Source organism: Pseudonocardia nigra (genome assembly GCF_019396355.1).
Lineage (GTDB): Bacteria > Actinomycetota > Actinomycetes > Mycobacteriales > Pseudonocardiaceae > Pseudonocardia > Pseudonocardia nigra.
In genome coordinates this window covers 12188-32047 of sequence record NZ_JAHKRK010000008.1, presented here as the reverse complement: position 1 = coordinate 32047, position 19860 = coordinate 12188, and the positions used below count along the sequence as shown (strand labels likewise).

The 19860-nt window shown below is 74.2% G+C and carries 19 protein-coding genes and 3 pseudogenes; 14 read left to right on the top strand and 8 right to left on the bottom strand.

The window, feature by feature from the left end:
- Position 1: 1 nt before the first annotated feature.
- Genes KME75_RS03740 through KME75_RS03720 form a run of 5 tightly spaced genes read left to right on the top strand, consistent with a single transcriptional unit; the run spans position 2 to position 3505 of the window.
- Positions 2–616, top strand: a complete 615-nt coding sequence (locus KME75_RS03740) for an ABC transporter permease (protein ID WP_219413143.1) — start codon at positions 2–4, stop codon at positions 614–616.
- Positions 613–1335 carry an ABC transporter permease gene (locus KME75_RS03735; RefSeq protein ID WP_308282532.1) on the top strand — a complete coding sequence of 241 codons (723 nt, stop codon included), beginning with the start codon at positions 613–615 and terminating at the stop codon, positions 1333–1335. Before KME75_RS03740 ends, KME75_RS03735 begins: the two co-directional genes overlap by 4 nt.
- A complete protein-coding gene (locus tag KME75_RS03730) occupies positions 1332–2261 on the top strand; it encodes an ABC transporter substrate-binding protein (protein WP_219413097.1) in 930 nt (309 codons plus the stop codon). The genes KME75_RS03735 and KME75_RS03730 overlap by 4 nt, the downstream gene beginning before the upstream one ends.
- Positions 2258–3073, top strand: coding sequence for an MOSC domain-containing protein (locus KME75_RS03725; RefSeq protein WP_308282531.1), 816 nt, complete (start codon positions 2258–2260; stop codon positions 3071–3073). Before KME75_RS03730 ends, KME75_RS03725 begins: the two co-directional genes overlap by 4 nt.
- 33 nt (positions 3074–3106) lie before the next feature.
- On the top strand, positions 3107–3505 hold the full coding sequence (locus KME75_RS03720) for a hypothetical protein (RefSeq protein WP_219413096.1): 399 nt from the start codon (positions 3107–3109) through the stop codon (positions 3503–3505).
- A gap of 70 nt (positions 3506–3575) precedes the next feature.
- Here the strand turns inward: KME75_RS03720 and KME75_RS03715 are convergent, their stop codons facing one another.
- Positions 3576–4499, bottom strand: a complete 924-nt coding sequence (locus KME75_RS03715) for an SDR family oxidoreductase (RefSeq protein ID WP_219413095.1) — start codon at positions 4497–4499, stop codon at positions 3576–3578.
- Positions 4500–4564: 65 nt separating this feature from the next.
- On the opposite strand from KME75_RS03715, the gene KME75_RS03710 reads away from it, so the two are divergent.
- Positions 4565–4792, top strand: a complete 228-nt coding sequence (locus tag KME75_RS03710) for a type II toxin-antitoxin system VapB family antitoxin (protein ID WP_219413094.1) — start codon at positions 4565–4567, stop codon at positions 4790–4792.
- Complete coding sequence (gene vapC, locus KME75_RS03705) at positions 4783–5190, top strand: type II toxin-antitoxin system VapC family toxin (protein ID WP_219413093.1); 408 nt, start codon at positions 4783–4785, stop codon at positions 5188–5190. The genes KME75_RS03710 and vapC overlap by 10 nt, the downstream gene beginning before the upstream one ends.
- Positions 5191–5218: 28 nt before the next feature.
- Here vapC and KME75_RS03700 read toward each other — a convergent pair whose 3' ends face one another.
- Both KME75_RS03700 and KME75_RS03695 read right to left on the bottom strand, forming a co-directional pair.
- Positions 5219–5884, bottom strand: a complete 666-nt coding sequence (locus KME75_RS03700; protein WP_219413092.1) for a permease prefix domain 1-containing protein — start codon at positions 5882–5884, stop codon at positions 5219–5221.
- Positions 5881–6213, bottom strand: coding sequence for a PadR family transcriptional regulator (locus KME75_RS03695; RefSeq protein WP_219413091.1), 333 nt, complete (start codon positions 6211–6213; stop codon positions 5881–5883). The genes KME75_RS03700 and KME75_RS03695 overlap by 4 nt, the downstream gene beginning before the upstream one ends.
- A gap of 99 nt (positions 6214–6312) precedes the next feature.
- On the opposite strand from KME75_RS03695, the gene KME75_RS03690 reads away from it, so the two are divergent.
- From KME75_RS03690 to KME75_RS03680, 3 genes and pseudogenes are all read left to right on the top strand, one after another.
- Positions 6313–6738, top strand: coding sequence for a hypothetical protein (locus KME75_RS03690; RefSeq protein ID WP_219413090.1), 426 nt, complete (start codon positions 6313–6315; stop codon positions 6736–6738).
- Positions 6739–6856: 118 nt separating this feature from the next.
- Positions 6857–8409 (top strand): annotated as a pseudogene (locus tag KME75_RS46580) (multicopper oxidase family protein).
- Positions 8410–8522: 113 nt separating this feature from the next.
- A complete protein-coding gene (locus KME75_RS03680; protein ID WP_219413089.1) occupies positions 8523–9068 on the top strand; it encodes a DUF5134 domain-containing protein in 546 nt (181 codons plus the stop codon).
- Positions 9069–9198: 130 nt separating this feature from the next.
- On the opposite strand, the pseudogene KME75_RS03675 reads toward KME75_RS03680, so the two are convergent.
- The 4 genes and pseudogenes from KME75_RS03675 to KME75_RS03660 form a co-directional block, all read right to left on the bottom strand.
- Positions 9199–10525, bottom strand: a pseudogene (locus tag KME75_RS03675) (Nramp family divalent metal transporter).
- 127 nt (positions 10526–10652) lie between these two features.
- A complete protein-coding gene (locus KME75_RS03670) occupies positions 10653–11585 on the bottom strand; it encodes a TAXI family TRAP transporter solute-binding subunit (RefSeq protein WP_219413088.1) in 933 nt (310 codons plus the stop codon).
- Positions 11586–11828: 243 nt separating this feature from the next.
- A pseudogene (locus KME75_RS46575) lies at positions 11829–12368 on the bottom strand (sensor histidine kinase); the annotation flags it as partial.
- 595 nt (positions 12369–12963) lie between these two features.
- Positions 12964–13623: a response regulator transcription factor gene (locus KME75_RS03660; protein WP_308282529.1), complete on the bottom strand. Its 660-nt coding sequence runs from the start codon at positions 13621–13623 to the stop codon at positions 12964–12966.
- Positions 13624–13874: 251 nt separating this feature from the next.
- Here KME75_RS03660 and KME75_RS03655 point away from each other — a divergent pair, with 251 nt between their 5' ends.
- Genes KME75_RS03655 through KME75_RS03640 form a run of 4 tightly spaced genes read left to right on the top strand, consistent with a single transcriptional unit; the run spans position 13875 to position 17558 of the window.
- Positions 13875–14135, top strand: a complete 261-nt coding sequence (locus tag KME75_RS03655; RefSeq protein ID WP_219413086.1) for a hypothetical protein — start codon at positions 13875–13877, stop codon at positions 14133–14135.
- A gap of 27 nt (positions 14136–14162) precedes the next feature.
- Positions 14163–14414 carry a hypothetical protein gene (locus tag KME75_RS03650; RefSeq protein ID WP_219413085.1) on the top strand — a complete coding sequence of 84 codons (252 nt, stop codon included), beginning with the start codon at positions 14163–14165 and terminating at the stop codon, positions 14412–14414.
- Between the two features lie 7 nt (positions 14415–14421).
- Complete coding sequence (locus tag KME75_RS03645) at positions 14422–17202, top strand: FtsK/SpoIIIE domain-containing protein (protein WP_219413084.1); 2781 nt, start codon at positions 14422–14424, stop codon at positions 17200–17202.
- The gene (locus tag KME75_RS03640) at positions 17199–17558 is read left to right on the top strand and encodes a hypothetical protein (RefSeq protein WP_219413083.1); all 360 of its coding nucleotides are present in this window, start codon (positions 17199–17201) and stop codon (positions 17556–17558) included. Before KME75_RS03645 ends, KME75_RS03640 begins: the two co-directional genes overlap by 4 nt.
- Positions 17559–17716: 158 nt before the next feature.
- On the opposite strand, the gene KME75_RS45585 is transcribed toward KME75_RS03640, so the two are convergent.
- Positions 17717–19777, bottom strand: a complete 2061-nt coding sequence (locus tag KME75_RS45585; RefSeq protein ID WP_308282528.1) for a C40 family peptidase — start codon at positions 19775–19777, stop codon at positions 17717–17719.
- Between the last annotated feature and the right edge of the window lie 83 nt (positions 19778–19860).

Here is a 19860-nt window from a genome sequence, read left to right as displayed (position 1 = left end):
CATGGCCCTCACCGTCGAGCACCTGCGGCTGGCGCTCGTCCCGGTGATCGTCGGCCTGCTGCTGGCCGTGCCCCTGGGATGGCTGGCGAGCCGGTACCGGGTCGCCCGCGCCGTGCTCGTCCCCGCGGCGGGTGCCCTGTACACCATCCCGTCGCTCGCCCTGTTCGTCGTGCTCCCCGGCATCCTCGGCACGCAGATCCTGTCCGAGATCAACATCATCGTGGCGCTCACGATCTACACGGTGGCGCTCCTGGTGCGCACCGTCGCCGACGCCCTCGCGGCCGTGCCCCGGCTCGTGGTCGCGGCCGCCACCGCGATGGGCTATCGGCCGACCCGCCGGTTCCTCGAGGTCGAGCTGCCGTTGGCGGTGCCGGTGCTCGTCGCCGGGCTGCGGGTCGCCACGGTCTCGAGCATCAGCCTGGTGAGCGTGGGCGCGCTGATCGGGGTCGGGGGCCTGGGCGGCTTCTTCACCGAGGGCTTCCAGCTCCGGTTCCCCACGGAGATCATCACCGGGATCGCGTTGATCGTGCTCCTCGCGCTCGCGGCCGACGCCCTGCTGCTGGCGCTCGGCCGGGTCCTGACGCCGTGGAACCGCGCCGCGGGAGGCGCCAGGTGAACCTCGTCCTCGAGCTCGTGGAGTGGTTCGGCGACGCCACCCACTGGACGGGCAGCTCCGGAGTGCCCGCCCGGCTGGCCGACCACCTGCGCTACACCGTGCAGGCCATTGTGATCGCCGCGGTCATCGCCATCCCGCTCGGCGCCGTGATCGGCCACACCCGCCGTGGCGGGTTCCTCGTGGTGGGCTCGGCGAACGGGCTGCGGGCACTGCCCGAGCTCGGCCTGCTCACCCTCCTGGTGGGCTTCACCGGGCTCGGGGTGCTGCCGTTGACCATCACCCTGGTGATCCTGGCCGTCCCGCCGTTGCTGGCCGGCACCTACGCGGGGGTGCGCAACGCCGACGCCGCCGTCATCGACGCCGCCCGTGGCGTGGGGATGCGGGAGCGGGAGGTGCTCACCAAGGTGGAGCTGCCGATCGCCGTGCCGCTGATCCTCGGCGGGCTGCGCACCGCGACGCTGCAGGTGATCGCCACCGCCACGATCGGCGCCTACATCGGCCTCAGCGGCCTCGGTCGCTTCCTCATCGACGGCCTCGCGCTGCGCGACTACACGCAGATGGTCGCGGGTGCGGTCCTGGTCGCCGCCCTGGCCCTGCTCGTCGAGGGGCTGCTCGGCGGCCTGCAACGAACGATCGTCTCTCCCGGCCTGCACCCCGCGGGGGCGCGGCGCAGGGCACCCCGACAAGCCCCCGTCTTCGCAGGAGGAACAACCCCATGAAGCGCACACTCGCCGCGGTGGTCGGCCTACTGGCCCTCGGGCTGACGGCATGCGGAGGCGGTGGCGATCCACTCGCCGGTGGGAGCGGCGGCACCGGCGGCGACCAGCCGCCCGCGGCGGCCGACACCATTCGCATCGGCTCGGCCAACTTCCCCGAGAACCGGCTCCTGGCGGAGATCTACGCGCAGGCGCTGGAGGCGAAGGGCACCACCGTCGAGCGGCAGTTCGGGATCGGCAGCCGCGAGGTCTACTTCCCGGCGCTGCAGGACGGTTCGATCGACCTGATCCCGGAGTACACCGGCAACCTGCTCCAGGAGGTCGACCCGGAGACCACGGCCACCGCGTCGGAGGAGGTGTACCAGCAGCTCCAGGAGAAGCTCCCGGACGGGCTCACCGTCCTCGAGCAGTCCACGGCGGAGAACAAGGACGCCGTGGTCATCACCGGCGAGACGGCGCAGAAGTACAACGCGCAGTCGATCGCGGACCTGGCGCCGCACTGTGGCGAGCTCGTGTTCGGTGGGCCCCCGGAGTTCGCCGAGCGCCCCAACGGTCTGCCCGGGCTCGAGCAGCTGTACGGCTGCACGTTCGCCGAGTTCCGCTCGCTCGACGCCGGCGGCCCGCTCACCGTCACAGCGCTCGCGGACGGCACCATCCAGGCCGCGAACCTGTTCACCACCGACCCGGTCATCGAGGACCGCGGCTGGGTGGCGCTGGAGGACCCCGAGAACCTCTTCGCCGCGCAGAACGTGGTTCCTCTGATCAACGAGGAGAAGGCGTCCGAGGAGGTGCGCTCGACGCTCAACGCGATCTCGGCCGCCCTCACCACTGAGGAGCTCGTCGAGCTCAACCGCAAGCTGAACGACGCCGCCAACAACACCGTCGAGTCGGTGGCCACGGAGTGGCTGACCGCGAACAACCTGCTGTGAACCTCGGCACCGTCGCCGAGATCCGCCGCTACCCCGTCAAGTCGATGATGGGGGAGACCCTGCCCGCGGCCGATGTGGTCGCGGGCGGGATCGCGGGTGACCGCGCACTCGCGCTGCTCGACGCGGCGACCGGCCGCGTGGCCACGGCCAAGCACCCGCGGCTGTGGCGGGCGCTGCTGCAGTTCTCGGCGGCCACCGAGCCGGCCGGTGTGGTCATCGCCCTGCCCGACGGCATCACCGTCGCGGCAGGCGATGCCGAGGTCGACGCCGTGCTCTCGGCGGCAGTCGGACGGGACGTGCGGCTCACCGCCGAGCGTCCGGAGGGCGTGCTGATCGAGCGCGCGGTGCCGGAGGAGGTGCTGGAACAGGGCGTGGACGCCGAGGTTGACTTCGTGACCTCCGTGCTCGCGCGGGGCACGCCGGGTGGCACGTTCGTCGACTTCGCGCCGGTGCACGTGGTCACCACGGCCACGCTGGAGGCGGTCGGCGTCGAGGCGCTGCGCTACCGCCCGAACCTCGTGATCGAGACCGATGGCGAGCCGTTCACCGAGAACGACTGGGCCGGCCGCGAGTTCGAGGTCGGCGACGTCCGGCTGCGGGGCCTGGTCCCGACACCGCGGTGCGCCGTGCCCACGCTGGAGCACGGCGAGCTCCCGCGCGCTCCGCACGCCGTCCGCGCGCTGCTCGACACCAACCGCGTGGACGTGCTGGACATGGGGCCGCAGCCGTGCGCCGGCGTCTACGCGGAGGTGCTCACCTCGGGCCTGATCCGACTCGGCGATGCCGTCGACATGATCGACGGCGATCGGTGAGCACGGCGCCGGTGCCTCTGCCAGGGTGAACCCGTGGACCATCGCCGCGCGATCATCTCGTACCTGGAGAGGGAAGGGCTGGCGCTGATCCCCACCGGCTCCGGCGACGACTATCGGGTCGTGGACCCATCGCGGCGGGCCTTTCTGCACGGTGAACCGGTCTTCACCCTGCCCGCCGACCTGCTGTCGGAGTACCTGGTCGAGATGAGTGAAAGGTATCGCGACCAGCCGGACCCCCTGGGCGAAGCCCTGTCGCTGACCCGGATCCACGCGATGGAGTACCTCACCACCGACCACGGGGACGGACTGAACGCGACGATGGCGCTCGGCTTCCGACGCACCACGCGCGGGGATGTCGAGTTCTTCGTCGAGCAGGACATCCCGTCCGCCGAATTCGTGGAGCCGTCCGCGGACCTGGAGTGGCGGGCGTAGATGGCCGTCCGAGAGGCACTTTCGTCCGATAGGTCTGGACGATAGTGTCGTTTGTCCGACCTGGCCGATGTCAGCGGTAGCCGCTGGTGTCCGCCGCTTTGCCGAGGTCCTGGACCTCGCGGATGTAGCGCCAGCAGTCCGGCGCCGAGCCGTCGAGGTCGGTGAACCCGTACTCCTGGGCGAGCCCACCGCTGGACAGCGACGCCCCCTGCCACCGGTTGCGCCGCGGGTCGGCGGCCAGCGCCGCCACGGCCCGGCCGACGAAGTGCGGCGTCTCGGAGATCGCGAAGTGCGGCTGCTCGGTGCATGCGTCGCGCCAGTTCGGCTCGGTGACGCCGTACGCCTCGAGCATCATCTCCGAGCGCAGCCAGCCGGGCGTCACCACGACGGCCGTGGCGCCGTGCGGGCGGAGCTCGTGCGCCCAGCTGTGCGCGAGCCGGATCGGGGCGACCTTCGCCAGGTCGTAGTAGACGTTGAGGCGGTAGTGCTCCGCGTTGTACTCCGCGGTGCCGTCGGTGACCTCGACGACGAGGGCGTCATCCGAGCGGAGCAGCAGCGGGAACGCGTACCGCGCCGTGACGAGGTGGGTGTCGATCGCGAGCCGCAGAATGCGCAGCCCGTCGGCGAGGGAATGTTCCCAGACCGGGGTGTCCCACGCGGTCAGCAGCTCCCCGCCCCAGATGTCGTTGACGAGCACGTCGAGCCTGCCGTGCTCGTCCGCGATCCGGGCGCTCAGCGCCTCCACGTCGTCCGGCACGAGGTGGTCGGTGGGCACGGCGATCCCCGTGCCGCCGGCGGCGGTGACCAGGTCGGCCGTGTCCTCGATCGTCTCCGGCCGGTCGTACTCGCTGCGTCGCTGCCGCGTCGAACGGCCCGTCACGTACACCGTCGCGCCCGCCGCCCCGAGTTCCACCGCGATGCCGCGGCCCGCGCCCCTGGTGGCCCCGGCGACGAGCGCGACGCGGCCGGCCAGAGGCGGTGCAATTCCTGCCATATGCGCAGCGTGAGCCCGATTCCTGACAGAACCGGTCGACGTTCGGGGCGGTGTATTTTTGGTGCATGGGGCGCACCAACATCGACATCGACGATGAGCTCGTGGCAGAGGCCATGCGCAAGTACGGCCTGAAGACGAAGAAGGAAGCGGTCGACCTGGCGCTGCGGCGGCTGGTCGGCCCGCGCCTGTCCGTCGAGTTCCTGAAGAGCCTCGAGGGCATCGGCTGGGAGGGCGACCTGGACGCGATGCGCGGCTCCACGATCGTCGACTCGACGGGTCGCCGGTGGATCTGATCGACACGTCCGCGTGGGTGGAGTACCTGCGGCGGACGGGCTCTCGGGCGAACCTCGAGGTCCGGCGTCTCCTCCATGAGGAACCGGCCGCGGTCGCCGTCACCGAGCCCGTCGTCATGGAGCTGCTCGCCGGTGTGCCGCCCGGCCGGGCCCTAGACCAGGTGGAGAAGCTCACGAGCGGGCTCCGGACGCTCCCCCTGGACCCTCACCTCGACTTCCGGGACGCCGCTGCCGCGTTCCGGGCCGTTCGCAGCCGGGGCCACACGGTCCGGTCCATCGTCGACTGCCTGATCGCGGCCGCCGCGATCCGCTCCGGCGCCACCCTGGTGCACTGCGACCGCGACTTCGACGTGCTCGCCGCTGCGCTACCCGACCTGCGCGTGCGCTCGCTCGTCTGAGCCGACGCAGGACCGATGGCCGCCCCGCTCAGCCCCACCGCGCCACGCGCAGCGTCCGCACCGCCGCACGGACGACGACGGTGACGACCCCCATGGAGCCCGCGAACACGGCCAGGGCCACCGGGCTCGCCACGAACGACTCCACGGTGGCGCGGGGGTCCACCAGGTTCATCGCCATGCACGTGACGCTGCAGACCGCACTCCCCACCATTCCTGTGAGACCGACCGCGGCCGTGACGCGGCGCGGTGACATGGTGCGGCGGAACGTCGCCGCCAGTAGGACGAGCGCCGCGACCGCGACGAGCGCGGCCGCGGCGTCCAGCGTCTTCGCCAGCACCACCACCGCGACGGCCGGCGGGCCCGGCTTCCACGCGATCATTCCGCTCGACGCCAGCAGGTCCCAGCCGAACAGCATCGCGGGGAACACCACGGCGAGCAGCAGCGCGTTCCGCCTGCCCTGGCGCGCGGTGAGCTCCTCCTGGAACTGCGGGGCGACCTCGGGGATGCCGCCGAAGTCCCGTACCGCTCTGGCGGCGGCACGCGCGGCGTCCAGCCCGCACTCCCGGTAGGCGTCGGCGGCGTCCTCCAGCCCCGCCCTGGCCTCGGCGATCATGCTGCGGCGGGCCCGGGCCGGACCGCGCAGGGAGCGCTCCAGCTCGGCGATGTGGTCGGCGACCGGGTCGACGGTCCTCATGCCACGCCCCCCGCGGGTCGCAGGACCGACTCCATGACCGCGCTGAACTCGTGCCACTCCGCGCGCTGCCGCGCCAGCGCGTGCCGCCCTGCCCGGGTGAGCGAGTAGGTGCGGCGTTCCCGCCCGCCGACGGTGCTCCACGCCCCGGAGAGCAGCGCCGCGCGCTCCAGCCGGCGCAGCGCGGGATAGACGGTGCCGGTCGGCAGGTCGAGCGCGCCGCCGCTGCGGGCCTGGAGCGCTTCGATGATCGCGTAGCCGTGCCGGGGGCCGTCCTCGAGAACCGCGAGGATCAGCCCGTCGAGATGGCCGCGGACGGCGTCGGGTCGCACAGGTAGGGACTCTACCTACTGCTCGCCCAACCACATCCGGTGTTCGATCAGGGATGTCCCTGATGCATGTGTAGGCAGCCTACGTATAGCGTCCGGTGCGTGGACACGATGATTCGGCCGGTTGCGGTTGCCCGCCGCCCCCGGGTTTCCCTGTGGCTGTTGCGGCTCGTCATCACCGTGCACCTCGGTGCCGTGCTCGCCCAGCCGGTGCTGGCGGGCATGTTCCTCACCGGTGACGTCGACGCGATCGCGGCGCACGGGCTCATCGGCTCGCTGCTCGCGCTGGTCGCGATGTTCGTGATCGCGGCGACGCTGGCCTACGTGGTCGGCGGGCGCGGGCGCGTGTGGGTGGTGCCGGTCGCGGTGCTGCTGTTCCTCGCGGACGGGTTCCAGATCGGGATGGGGTACGCCCGGCAGCTTCAGCTGCACGTCCCGCTGGGGGTGGCGATCGTGACGGCGTCGGTGCTGCTGGCCATCTGGGCGTGGAGCCCCTCGGCCGCACGCCCGCGGGGCGGTGCGCGATGAGCGAGCTTGCGAGCGAGTCGGTGTTGCAGCGCCTGCGCGCGCCGGCCGAGCACCCGGGGACGGCAGCTGGCGGAGCCTGCGGAGCCGGCGGGGTGGGTAAGCACAGCGAGGCCGTGCGATGAGCCCGGTGTCGCGACGGGCGTTCCTGGGGCTGCTCGACGGTGCGGCCGCCGGTGCGGCGCTGGCCGGCTGCAGCCTCGGCGGTGCCGCCGGGCAGACCGGGGAGCAGCTCGTCAGCAGGGTGCCGCTGCCCGAGGCGTTCCGGGTGCCGCTGCCGGTGCCGCCCGTGGCCCGCCCGGTAGGCACCGATCCGACCGGGGCGGAGCTCTACCAGGTGACGCAGCGGGTGGCGCAGGCGGAGATCCTGCCAGGGATGCGTACGCCGATCCTCGGCTACGACGGGATCTTCCCCGGTCCGACGATCGAGACCCGGCGCGGCCGCCCGGTGGTCGTCCGGCACCGCAATGAGCTGCCGGTGCCCACCGTCGTCCACCTGCACGGCGGGCACACGCCCGCCGAGCACGACGGCTGGCCGCTGGACCTGGTGCTGCCGGTGGGCGACACCCGCAACTGGAGCGGGCACCACGGGATGCTCGGCGACGTGTCGGCAGGCGAGCACGACTACCGCTATCCGATGGAGCAGCGCGCGGCAACGCTCTGGTACCACGACCACCGGATGGACTTCACCGGCCCGGCCGTCTACCGCGGGCTCGCCGGGTTCCACCTGGTGCGCGACGACGTCGAGGACGCGCTTCCGCTGCCCCGCGGCGAGCGCGAGCTGCCGCTGATGATCTGCGACCGGTCGTTCGCCGAGGACGGGTCGTTCGCCTACCCGCGCTGGACCAGGGGATGCGTTCGCTCCCCGGCGTGGAGGACGAGTGGATGGAGGGCGTGCTCGGCGACGTCGTGCTGGTCAACGGCGCGCCCTGGCCGGTGCACGAGGTCGACGCGGCGTGCTACCGGCTGCGGCTGCTCAACGCCGCCAACGCCCGGCGCTTCCGGATCGCCCTGACCGTGCCCGGCGGTCCCGACCTGCCCCTGGTGCAGATCGGCGCCGACGGCGGCCTGCTCGCCGCGCCCGTGACGCACCAGGCGATCGAGATGGCGCCGGCCGAGCGGTTCGACGTGTTCGTCGACTTCTCCGTGCTGCCGGTGGGCGCCGAGGTCACGATGGTCAACGGGCTGGGCACCGGACGCGCCGCCGACGTCATGCGGTTCCGCGTGGTCCGCGCCGCCGCCGACGACAGCCGGGTGCCCGACCGGCTTTCGGAGGTGGAGCCACTGGTGCCGGCTCCGGGCGCGACCGTGCGCACCTTCGACTTCACCCGCGGCGCCGTCGGCGACCACAGCGGCTGGACGATCAACGGCACCTCCTTCGACCCCGACGCCTCCCTCGCCGACATCCCGCTGGGGGAGACCGAGATCTGGCGGTTCGTCACCGACGTCCACCATCCGGTCCACGTGCACCTCGACCCGTTCCAGGTGCTGTCCCGCAACGGCCGTCCGCCTGGCCCGTTCGACGCCGGGTGGAAGGACACGGTCGACGTCCGGCCTGCGGAGGTGGTGGACGTCGCGATGCGGTTCAGCGACTACACCGGGAAGTTCGTCATGCACTGCCACAATCTCGAGCACGAGGACATGGCGATGATGGCGACCATCCGCACGGTGTGACGATCCCTGCGGAGATCCGTCGTGAGCTGGGACCGATCCGGTTGCGCGGGCCGCAGCGGTGGTTATCGTTCCCGTGGATCAGCTGCCCGCCGAGGGGTGCGGAGGGGACGCGGATGACCTGGGTGAACGGCGCGCTGGCGGTGGTCTGCCTCGCCCTGGCCCCGCTGCACGTGCTGCGCGTGGCGCTGCTGCGTCGCGACGTCGCCGTGGAGGTCTCGTCCGCGGTCATGGCCCTCGGGATGGCCGCGATGTTCTCCCCGCTCGACGACCCGTTGCCGCAGCCGGTGTGGACGGGCGCGTTCGTCCTGTCCGCCGCCTGGTTCGGGGCGCTCGTGGTGCGCGGCGGGGGCCTGCACGGGGAGGCCGGCCACCACGTGATCGGCAGCGCCGCGATGCTCTTCATGCTGGCCGCCGGCCACACCCACGCCGCCACGGGCATCGCCTCGGTCGTGGCGATCGCGCTCACCGGCTACTTCGCCTGGCACGCGCTGCGCTGTGCCGATCGCTGCCGGTCCCTCCCGGCGGCTCCGGACGGCGCCGGCGCGCCGGCGGTCGGCCTGCGCACGTCCGTGCTTGCGCTGCGGGCGCCGCAGGCCGCCGCGGCGGCCCACCTGGTGATGGCCGTGGCGATGGCGGTCATGCTGCTGGGGATGGTCTGACCCCGCCACGCAGCCCGAGCCCACGGCACACAGCCACGGGAGGCGGCACACACCGTCGACCGTGTGTGCCGCCGACGGAGGGTGTGTGCCGTCCGTTCAGGAGGCGGTAGCTCCCCGAAGTGACGGAGCCTCAGCCGAACCGCTCCATCAGGTCGAACACGAGCAGCACGAGGAACAGCAGGGCGGCAGCGGCCAGCAGGATGTTCGACAGCCACCCCGAGCGGCCCTCGCGCAGGAACCGCTTCGCGTTGAGCAGGTACAGCAGCGTGCCACCGAGGAACGGCATGAAGGCTGCACCGAGCACGCCGTAGACGAGCGTGACGGCGAACGGGCGGTCGAGGAACAGCAGCGCCATCGGCGGGATCGTCAGCCAGAGGACGTAGCCGCGGAAGGCGGGGCTGCGCTCGGCTGCACTGGCCTCGTAGGCGTGCTCGTCGATGCTCTTCGCCGGGCCGGCCTCGCCGGTTCCGCCGATCGCCGCCTTCGTGCCGTGCGGCAGCCGGATGATCCGGGTCCAGTCGGCGAACAGCAGGCTGACGCCGTTCCACACGCCCAGCAGCGAGGTGGCGCTGACGGCGAAGAACCCGACGAGGAACACGATCCGCGACCACTCACTCGCCGTACTGCTCGCCGAGCCGGTCGCCCAGCGTGAGCAGGCCCCGGTCGCCACCGGTGATGTTCTCGCCGAGCAGGATCTCGGCGCCGACCACCAGCATCGCGACCACGAAGATGCCGGTCAGGACGTACCCGACGGCGTTGTCGAGCCGCATCATCGACAGCCATCCGGTGCCGCGCCAGCCCTTGGCGAGCATCCAGTAGCCGTACGCGCCGAGCGTGATCGTGCCGCCGACGCCGCCGACCAGGCCGAGCACGTAGATCGTGGAGCCCTCGGGCAGCCGCGGGACCAGGCCGCTGAAGAGACCGCCCAGATCGGGCCCGACGAGCGCGGCCGTGATGATCACGGCGACGAACATGACGCCGGTCAGGGCGACCATCAGCTTCTCGAACGCCGCGTACCGCTGTGCCCACACCAGCACGAGCCCGGCTACGCCGGCGATCATGCCCCAGTACCGCACGTCGAGCACGGGGAACAGGGCGTTGAGGGGCAGCCCGACGGCGGACATCGCGGTGGCGCCGTAGGCGAAGCCCCAGATCACGATGTAGACGCCGAAGAACCCGGTTGCCCAGTAGCCCAGCCGGCGCCAGCCGTCGAGCAGGGTGGCACCCGACATGAGGTGCCAGCGTCCGACACCCTCGGCGAGGGCGAGCTTGAGTACGGTGCCCAGGACGGCCGCCCAGAGCAGGACCGTGCCGAACTGGGCGCCGGCGATCATGGTGGCCACCAGGTCGCCCGCGCCGACGCCGGTGGCCGCGGCGAGCAGCCCCGGCCCGACGCGGCGGACCTTGCCGCCGAGCCCGGTGGGTGGTGTCTGTGCTGCGGTGTCCGATGTGGTCATGAGCTCCCGCTCCTCGTCGCGCCGGAGTTGCGGGACGAAACGTAGGCGCGGCCGCGGCCGGGGGCCAGCGGTGACGGCGGATCTTTACGGTCGCTTAGGGCGAAGCCCCGGGCGCGCTGCGGGCGGTTCATCCGTGCAGGTCGCGGTACGCGGCCGCCGCGCCCGGGTGCAGCGGCACGTCGCCCGTCCCGATCAGCGACCGCTGGTCGAGGTACTGGGTGCCCAGCGCCGATGCCGGCACGAGCGCGGGGGCCGCGCCGACGAGGGTGCGGGCCACCGCTGCGGCCACCGCGGCGGGCAGGGTGGGTCCGCAGACGAGCAGGTTCGCGACGCCGACCGTCGGCACCGGCCGTGCGGTCCCGTAGGCGCCGGCGGGCACCGTCACCGGACCGTAGGCGCCGCCGTGCCGGGCCCGCAGCCCCGCCAGGTGCGCGTCGAGCGGGAGGAGCCGGATGGGCCGCAGGGCCGCGAGCTCCGCGAGCCCCGGGGTGGGGACCCCGCCCGACCAGAGCAGTGCGTCGGCGCGCCCGTCGGCCAGTGCGGCGACGGCGTCGCGCAGCGGACGCCGGGTCACCCGCGCCGCGACGCCGGCGACGGCGAGCAGCCGGTCGCCGAAGACCGCGGCGCCCGACCCGACGGCGCCCAGCGAGATCGGACGGCCCGCCAGGTCGGCGACCTCGGTGATCGGGTCCTCGGCGCGCACCACCAGCTGCATGTAGTTCTCGTAGACGCGCCCGATCGCGAGCAGCGGCACCGGCGCGGGGAACGGCGGTTCGCCGGCCCGGGCCGCCAGCGCGATGTCGGTGAGCGACAGTCCGACCGCGGCACTGCCGCCTGCCACGTGCGCCACGTTGTCGACGCTGCCGCCGGTGCCCGTCACCTCCGCCGGGATTCCGGCCGCGCGCAACTGCTGCGCGAGCAGCTCGCCGAACTCGACGTAGAACCCGCCCGGCTCGCCCGCCGCGAGCACGAGCGGTTCGGCCGGTTCGCCCACGGCGCACCCGGCGGCGAGCGGGACGGCGGCGAGAGCGCGCAGGAGGGTGCGCCGCGAGACGTTCACGCCACCACCGGCAGGTCGACGGTGACCACGAACCCGCCCCCGGGTGGCGACGCCAGCCGCATCGCGCCCCCGTTGGCCCGCACCAGCTGCTCGGCGATCGCCAGGCCCAACCCGGAGCCGCGCACGTCCCGGCGCGACGCCCGCCAGAACCGCTCGGTCGCCCGCCGCAGGTCGGCCGGGGGCAACGCCGTCGTCGCGCACCTCGAGCACCGCCGAGTCGCCGCGCCGCTCGGGTCGCACCCGCACCGTGGTGCCCTCCGGGGTGTGCTTGACCGCGTTGTCGATGAGGACGTCGAGCACCTGCTCCAGCTCGGACGACGAACAGGCCACGTCGATCGGCTCGCCGCCGGTGTCGTCGCACAGCCGTACGCCGGCCCGCTCGGCGACCGGCCGCCACCCGTCCACCCGCTCGGCCATCACGGCGGCGAGGTCGGTGCGCCCGGCGGGCTCGCCGCCCGCTGCGAGGTCGGTGGCGCGGCTCTCGGCGGTGGCGAGGTCGAGCAGGCCGTCCAGGAGCGCTTCGAGCCGGTCGACCTCGGCGACGGTGGAGCCGTAGGCCTTCCGGCCGCCGTCGCCGACGTGGGCGTCGAGGGTGTCCACGCGCAGGCGCAGCGCGGCCAGCGGGTTGCGCAGCTGGTGGGAGGTGTCGGCGACGAGGCGGCGCTGCTGCTCGGCGCTCGTCGAGACCGCGTCCGTCATCCGGTTGAACGCGACGGCGAGCTCGCGCAGCTCCACCGGCCCGGCGCGCGGGGAGACGTGCGCGCCGGGGTGCCCCTCGGTCACGGTCCGGACGCCGCCGGCGAGCTCCCGGACCGGACGCAGCACCCATCGGGCGAGCGAGAGCGCGAGTGCCGTGCAGGCGGCCGCGGCGGCCAGCGCCCCGAGCAGGATCAGCGCCCAGTACGTGGCGATGTCGGCGGCGGCCGCCGCGGGCTCGGCGCGCAGCACGACGGCCCCGCCGACCTGCGTGCCTGTGCCGACCGGGCGACCCAGCAGCAGGGGTTCGTCCGACCACGGCCCGAGCCGGGTGGGCCGCACCGGCGGCTGGTTGCGCAGCGCGGCGTCGACGGCGGCCGGGACGCCGGGGTCGCCCACCAGCAGACCCGCCTCGACGATCGGGCGGCCCGCACGGTCGACCACCACCACCCCTTCGCCGTACACCTCGTGGTGCGCCCGGACCTCCTGCTCCAGCGCTGCCACCCCGTCCGGGCCGCTCGCCTGCTGCGCGAGCGCGGCGAACCGGTCCAGGTCGGTGGTGTGCACGAGCACGAACGCCTGCGTCCGCTCGGCCGCCGTGCTGCTCAGCAGGGGGAGGGCGAACCCGGCGACGGCCACCACCGAGAACGCTGACAGGACGAGCAGCAGCCTGCGGCGCAACTCAGTCCCCCAGCCGGTAGCCGAAGCCGCGGATCGTCGCGAGCAGGCCCGGCCTCCCGAGCTTGCTGCGCAGCGCCGCCAAGTGGACGTCCAGCGAGCGCGAGACGGCGAGGTAGGCGTCGCCCCAGACCTCGTCGAGGAGCTGTTGCCTGCTCACCGCGGCGCCCGGCCTGCGGGCCAGCACGGTGAGGATGTCGAACTCCTTCGCGGTGAGCGGCACCTCCCGGTCGGCGACCGTGGCGCGCCGCGCCACGAGGTCCACGCGCAGGTCGTCGATCGCGACGACGTCGGAGGCCGCGGGTTCCGCGGCCCGGGCCCGGCGCGTCACTGTCTCCACGCGGGCGAGCAGCTCCTGCAGCCGCACCGGTTTCACCAGGTAGTCGTCGGCGCCCAGCCGGAGCCCGCGCACCACGTCCCGCTCGCTGCCGCGCGCGGTGAGCACGAGCACGGGGGTGTCGGCAATCCGGCGGATCCGCCGCAGCACGTCGAGCCCGTCGGCGTCGGGCAGGCCGAGGTCGAGCAGCACCAGGTCCGCGTCGCGGACCCGGGTCCAGGCCTCAGCGGCGCGGGACACGTGCGTGACGACGTGCCCGTGTGCCCCGAGCGCTTCGACCACCGCCGCGGCGACGCCCTCGTCGTCCTCGACCACCAACACCTGCACGCCGTCCTCCTCGGCGTGCAGCCTGCCCGACCCGACCCCACCCGGGCCAGCCCGGTGTCGGGCGGGGTGACGCAACGCTCCGTGACGGCCGGATCGGCCGATCCGGGAGTGATTCGGGGCGAGGCGCGGGCCGGATGCCGCCATCCGGGTACCCGGTCGGGTGAGTAGTGGGGCGGATGCGTGGCGTAGCCGATTCGCGGCTAGATTTCGACAGGTACCGGCAGTGGGAGAACGACGGGGGAGTTCGGGCAATGGCGAGCATCGAAGAGGTCCGGGCCGGCATCGCGCTGGCCAACGACAAGGCCTCGGAGAGCCTCGGCGCCCTGCAGCAGGCGCATTCCTCTCTGGAGCAGGCGCAGGGCGCGTTATTGCGGGTCACGGAGGGTAGTGGGCAGGCGGACGTGTCGGAGGCGAACGGCCTGCTGGCCCAGGCGGTCGGGAGCATCAGCGAGGTGCAGCAGGCCGTGGCGGCCGCGATCCAGGCGTCCGAGGGCGTCGCGAACCGGCTGTGACCGGGCTTGCGATCGGCGAGGCGTGCGGTGAGTGACCTCGGTGAGATCCGGATTGCGCTGGCGGGCGTCGCCGAGCAGATCGGCAGCGCCTACCAGCACGCCGGGCAGGCGCGCGCCCGCATCGCCGACGCCGTCGCCGTGCTCTCCGGCCTGGACGGGCAGCACTCCGAGCCGCTCGTGCCGGTGGAGCTGCGGCGGGCGGCCGAGGAGCTGGAGCGCGGGCTCGGGCTGATCACCAGCGGCGCCGCCGCCGTCGCCGACATCGACGCCCGGCTGTAGGCCGACGATGGCGCGCGGGCCGAACCGCAGGCAGCAGCGGATCTCCGGAGCGTTCGACGCGCTGTGTGTCGCGGTGGGGCGCGCGCTGGGCGCGGCGGAGGGCCTCCGCGACGCGACCGTGCGCCGGCACGCCGAGACCGCCGTGGAGATGTGGCTCCGGGAGGAGGGGCTCGACGGCGCCCAGGCGCACCCGGAGCTGCGCGGGCTGTTGACGAACCCGCGCCTCGCCGGGCCGGTGGAGCGGGTGCGAGCCGACCGGGACGCGGCGTTCGACGCCTGGCTGGAGACCGGCCCACGACGGCTCGCGGAGATCCTCGCCGACGCCGCGCCCGACGCGGCCGGGCGCGACCCGCACGAGTGGCTCGGCCAGATCGGCAAGGCCGACGGCAGCGGCCCGGTGCCGTCGCTGTGGACGATCGGGACGGGCCGGATCGGCCCGGACCGTGCCGGGGCCCGCGGCTTCCCGGTGGCCGTACCCCTGCTCGACGAGTCACACCTGCAGATCACCTCCACGCACGACAGCCGCGAGCGCGCCGAGGCCATCGTGGAGAACCTGCTGCTGCGCGTCACGAGCTACTTCCGGCCCGGGCTCGTGCATCTGCACGTCTGGGACGTCGGCCAGTTCACCGGCACGCTGCCGGGGCTCTACCCGCTCACCCGCACCGGGCTGCTCACCGTGCACGACCCCGGGATGCTGCCGCACCTGCTGGAGGAGCTCTCCGACCGGATCCGGCGGGTGCACACGCGCCTGCTCGTCGACGGGAACCCCTCGCTGGGCGCGCTCGCCGCCGCGAGCGGCACCCGTACCGAGCCGTGGGTGGTCGCCGCCCTGATCGGCAACCGCTCGGCCCTGCGCGACGAGGACCACCGACAGCTGCAGCGGGTGGCCCGCGGTGGGCTCGCCTGCGGCGTGCAGCTGGTGCTGCTGGACGTCCCCATGACGGTCAACGCGCCCGTGGAGACCGTGCGTCTGGACGACACCGGGTTCGCCACCACGTCGATGACGGGGCCGCACGTCACCGTGGAACCCGAGCCCGCGCTCGCCACCCCTGAGGTCACGCGCGCCTGCCACGCGATCTCCGACGAGTACGAGCGCTGGCGCAGCCGGATCGGCTCCTTCACCGACCTGCTCCCGCCGCCGGCCCAGTGGGGCAGCACGCGGTCGGTGGCCGGGCTGCACGCCCCGGTCGGGTTCGCCGACGGGATGCCGGTGGACGTGGCGCTGGCCGACGCCTCGCCGCACGCGCTGATCGGCGGCCCCAGCGGATCGGGCAAGACGAACCTGCTGCTCACGATGATCAGCTCGATGGCCACCCGGTACGACCCGGACGAGCTGGAGTTCTACCTGCTCGACTTCAAGGAGGGCGTGTCGTTCGCCCAGTTCGCGCCCGGCAGGCGGGACCCGTCGTGGCTCCCGCACGCCCGCCTCATCGGCGTGAACATCAACACCGACCGCGAGTTCGGGCTGGCCCTGCTGCAGTTCCTCGCCGACGAGATGCGCAGGCGCGCCGAGGCGGCGAAGGCGCACGAGGTGACGAAGCTGGAGGAGCTGCGCGCCGCCGACCCCAGCGGGCGGTGGCCGCGGATCGTCGCCGTCATCGACGAGTTCCAGTACCTGTTCGCCGAGCGCGACGCGGTGACGAAGGCGGCCACGCTGCTGCTCGAGGATGTCGCGCGGCGCGGCCGGTCGCAGGGCATCCACCTGGTGCTCGCCAGCCAGGACGTCTCCGGCATCGAGGCGTTCTGGGGCCGTCCGGCGATCTTCGAGCAGTTCGTGCTGCGGATCGCACTGCCTCGGGCCCGCCGGGTGCTCGCCGAGCTCAACGACGCCACGCTCGCCCTCCCGCGCTGGCACGCGGTGCTGAACCACGAGTCGGGGATCAAGCACGGCAACGAGGTCGTGCACATCCCCGACGCCGTGGGGAAGGCGGCTGCGGAGGGCCAGGAGCCGTTGCCGGGGTCGAGCGTCGCGGGCGTGCAGCGGGAGCTGCACGCCCGGTTCGCCGCGGGCCGCCCGCACCCGCGGCTGTTCGACGGGAGCCGTGCGCCACGGCTGGCCGACCTCGCGCGTGCACTGCCCCGGGACGAGGTGCCGCGCGCGCTCGTCGGGCAGTGCATCGACGTCGAAGGGAGTCCGGCGGCCGTCGAGCTGCCCGACGCTCCGGGCCGCAACCTCGGCGTCCTCGCCGCCACCTCCCGCGAGGCCGTGGACGTGCTCGGCGCGGCAGCGGGAGCGCTCGTCACCCAGTACCCGGCCGGTGCCGTCGACGTCCTCGTCGCGCCGCTGGTCGCGGAGGCGGCGAAGCCCACCGTCGACCTCGTGGAGCGTTTCGCCGCCGCCGGGCATTCGGCCGAGACCGTCGCCCTCGACGGCCTGCGGGCCCGGCTCGGCGCGCTTGCCGCCGACGTCACCGCGCGGCTGGCCGGGGACGCGCGGCGCCCCACGCTGGTGGTGCTCTACGCCGCCGACGCCGCCGACGCCGTGCTCGAACGCGAGGGCACCGAGGCGCTGCGCAAGCTGCTGCGGTTCGGTCCGGAGACCGGCGTCCACGTGCTGGGCTGGTGGCGCAGCGTGCCGCGGCTCAAGGCGCTGCTGACGATGGGCGCGGCCGTCGACGACCTGGGCGCGTGGGTCGCGCTCGACGTCCAGGGGTCCGAGCTGGGGGCCCTCGCCCCGGGGATGATGCTGAACTGGTCGCCGCGACCGGGCCGCGGCCTGTTCTTCGACCGGGCCCAGCACGCGATGCCCGAGGTGGTCATCGTGCCGTCGCTGGAGGACCGGTCGTGACGGCCGGGAGGGAGTACAAGGAGGTCGTCGCCGGCATCGCGGCGGCGGCGGAGGCGCTGCGCGAGCGCGACCGGGAACGGGCCGCCGAGCTCGCGCGGGAACTGGCCGGCCTCTCCGACGAGATGCACCGGGCAGGCGAGCGTGCTGCGCTCACCCGGATGGCCGTGGAGCTGCACTGGGAGGCCGCGCTCGACGCGCTGTGGACGGAGTCGTGGCTGAAGCTGCGGCCGCGCCCCGGCCCGGACCCCCGTGCCGACACGGGGCGGCTCGCGGAGCTGGACGCCGAGGTGGAGCGGGCGGCCGCGGAGCTGCAGGAGGCGGTGCGACGGCGCCGGTTCGGCCTGCGGAGGCCGTGAGTGCGGAGCGTCGTTGCGGCGACGTTCTCCACTCACGAGGACCCGGCGCTGGGGCGTGATGGCCGCTCGGGGCGTTTCCGGCCGGATGTGGCCGCTCGCGCGCCGATCCGGTGGTCACCGGCTCGTGGCCGCTCGGCGGGACGTCGAACGGCGCGTGCTCACACCGGCTCGGCCACCGCCACCAGCACCGTTGCCTCATTCCCGCGCTGCACGAGCACGATCCGGTTCGCCTCGCCCTCGGCGGTGGCGATGCCGGCCGCGGTGGCGGCGTCGACCGTGCGTACGGACCGTACGGTCAGCTCACGCGGCCCGGAGCCGTCGTCGAGGACGATCGCGGCGCCGGGGGCGAGGTCGGCGGAGTCCGCCGGAAGGGCGATCACGGTCGGGTCGCCGCCGAGCACGCCGGCGGACCCCGCGGACGGTGCGCTGGGCAGGCCGTCCGCGTCCCGGCCCGCGGGCACGAGCGGAAGGCTGTCGCCGCCGGGCAGCGTGAGGGCGCTGCTGTCGTCCGAACCGGATGCGGAGGTGTGCGGCTCGGCCGCCGCCGTGTCGTCCGTCGCCGCGGTACCGGCGGCTGCGGGCGCGTCCGAGGGCTCGGCGGACGGATCTGTGGAGGTGGTGGTCGTGCCCGTGGGTGCGGCCGCGCCGCTCGCCGCGTCGGGCGGGACGGTCGACGCGATCGGTTCGCCGTTGCCGGATGCCGTGACGCTTGCGGGGCTCGCGCTGGTCGAGGGGCTCGCCGTCGTGGGCTCTGCGGCACCGGCGCTGCTGGCGGCAGGTGCGCTCCCGGTTGCTCGCGCGCTGTCGGGGTGCGTGCTCGTCGGGGTATCGGCTTCGGCGGTACCCGGCGTGGCGGCGGGTGCTGCGCTGTCGGGTGCTGCGCTGCCGGCTGCTGGGGCGCTGCTGGGGTCCGTGCCGGCCGCGGTGTCCGGCGTCGTGGGTTCGGTGGTGCCAGGGCTGCTGGTCGCCGTTCCGTCAGTGGTGCCGGGGCTCGTGCTGCTCGGGGCGCCCGCCGCAGCGGCCTCGCCGGTGCCCGGGGTGCTGGGGGCTGCGGCGGTGCCGGACGCCGGGGTGGTGGCCTCCGCAGCGGTCGCCGTGCCACTCGGGAGGCTGTCGGCCGGGATGCTGTCGGCTGCCGGGTCGCCGGTGGCGGTCTGCGCCGTGGTCGTCGGCGTACCGGTGCTGGTCGCGTCCGGGACGGCCGTGGTGTCCGTGGTGTCCGTGGAGGCGAGGGCCTGCGCCGCCGCGATCGCGGAGCCGCTCGGTGCCGGTGTGCCGGTCGTGTCGGTCGTGTCGGAGGGCGCGGAACTCGCCTGCGCACCCGTCGGGTCGGCGCTGCCCTCGGCGGCCCCGGATGCCTCGGCGGGCGCGGCCAGGGCGTCGACCTCGGAGGGCACCGGTGCGGGCTCGGGGACCGGGGGCGCGGGGAACTCGGTCGGGGCGGGCGGTGCCTCCGGGGCCGGCTCCGGGGGCACCTCGACGGGCAGGTCCGGATCCGGGAGCAGGCCGGGCGCGTCCTTGCCCGCCGCCGGCCGGGTGGCGCCCAGGTAGTCGTCACCCGCGTACCGCACGAAGGCCGACCGGACCGGCTTCCCGAACGTCGGAGCGTTGATCATGATGCCGTCGCCCAGGTAGAGCCCGACGTGGTGCACGCGCTCGGGAACGCCGTAGAAGACGAGGTCACCGGGCTGCAGCGGGGCGTCGGCCGGCACGTGCGGGCCCGCGTAGTACTGCGTGTGCGCCGTACGGGGCAGGGAGACGCCGGCGTAGTCGTAGGCGGCCGTCGTCAGGCCGGAGCAGTCGAAGCCGGTCTCCCCGGACTGCGGGCCGTCGCCGCCCCAGACGTAGGGCAGTCCGCGCTGGGCCTCGGCGAACGCGATCGCGGCCGCAGCGGCGGTGCCGGGTGCCGCGGTGGTGGTGGTGATCCGGGGCAGCGCCGGGGTGGGCACGGCCGGGATGACGGGTGCCGCCGGCGCAGCAGCGGCGGGTGCGGGAGGCGTGGCCGCGGCCGGCGCGGCCGCCACCGTGGACCGGCGGGGGAGCAGGTCGGCGACCATCAGCTCGTCACCGCGGCGGTCGGGCAGCGCGGCGACGGTGGGGCCCGCCTGCGCCGGCGGGGCGGCGGACGCCGGGTCGACGTGGGCGACCCCGGACGGGTGCACCACCGCCGCCGACGGCGGGGCGGCGACCAGCGCGGCCGCTCCCAGGGTGAGCGCCACGATCGAGGATCGACGGATCGGGTGGCCGGTGCCGCGCTTGGTGGCATCCGGTCGGCCGGATCGAGGGCTCACATCGCCCGATC

Bases quoted from the DNA above. Each gene is read 5' to 3' on its own strand.
- KME75_RS03740 (WP_219413143.1), top strand. From the start codon at position 2: ATGGCCCTCACCGTCGAGCACCTGCGGCTGGCGCTCGTCCCGGTGATC.
- KME75_RS03730 (WP_219413097.1), top strand. From the start codon at position 1,332: ATGAAGCGCACACTCGCCGCGGTGGTCGGCCTACTGGCCCTCGGGCTG.
- KME75_RS03715 (WP_219413095.1), bottom strand. From the start codon at position 4,499: ATGGCAGGAATTGCACCGCCTCTGGCCGGCCGCGTCGCGCTCGTCGCC.
- KME75_RS03710 (WP_219413094.1), top strand. From the start codon at position 4,565: ATGGGGCGCACCAACATCGACATCGACGATGAGCTCGTGGCAGAGGCC.
- KME75_RS03700 (WP_219413092.1), bottom strand. From the start codon at position 5,884: ATGAGGACCGTCGACCCGGTCGCCGACCACATCGCCGAGCTGGAGCGC.
- KME75_RS03680 (WP_219413089.1), top strand. From the start codon at position 8,523: ATGACCTGGGTGAACGGCGCGCTGGCGGTGGTCTGCCTCGCCCTGGCC.
- KME75_RS03655 (WP_219413086.1), top strand. From the start codon at position 13,875: ATGGCGAGCATCGAAGAGGTCCGGGCCGGCATCGCGCTGGCCAACGAC.
- KME75_RS03645 (WP_219413084.1), top strand. From the start codon at position 14,422: ATGGCGCGCGGGCCGAACCGCAGGCAGCAGCGGATCTCCGGAGCGTTC.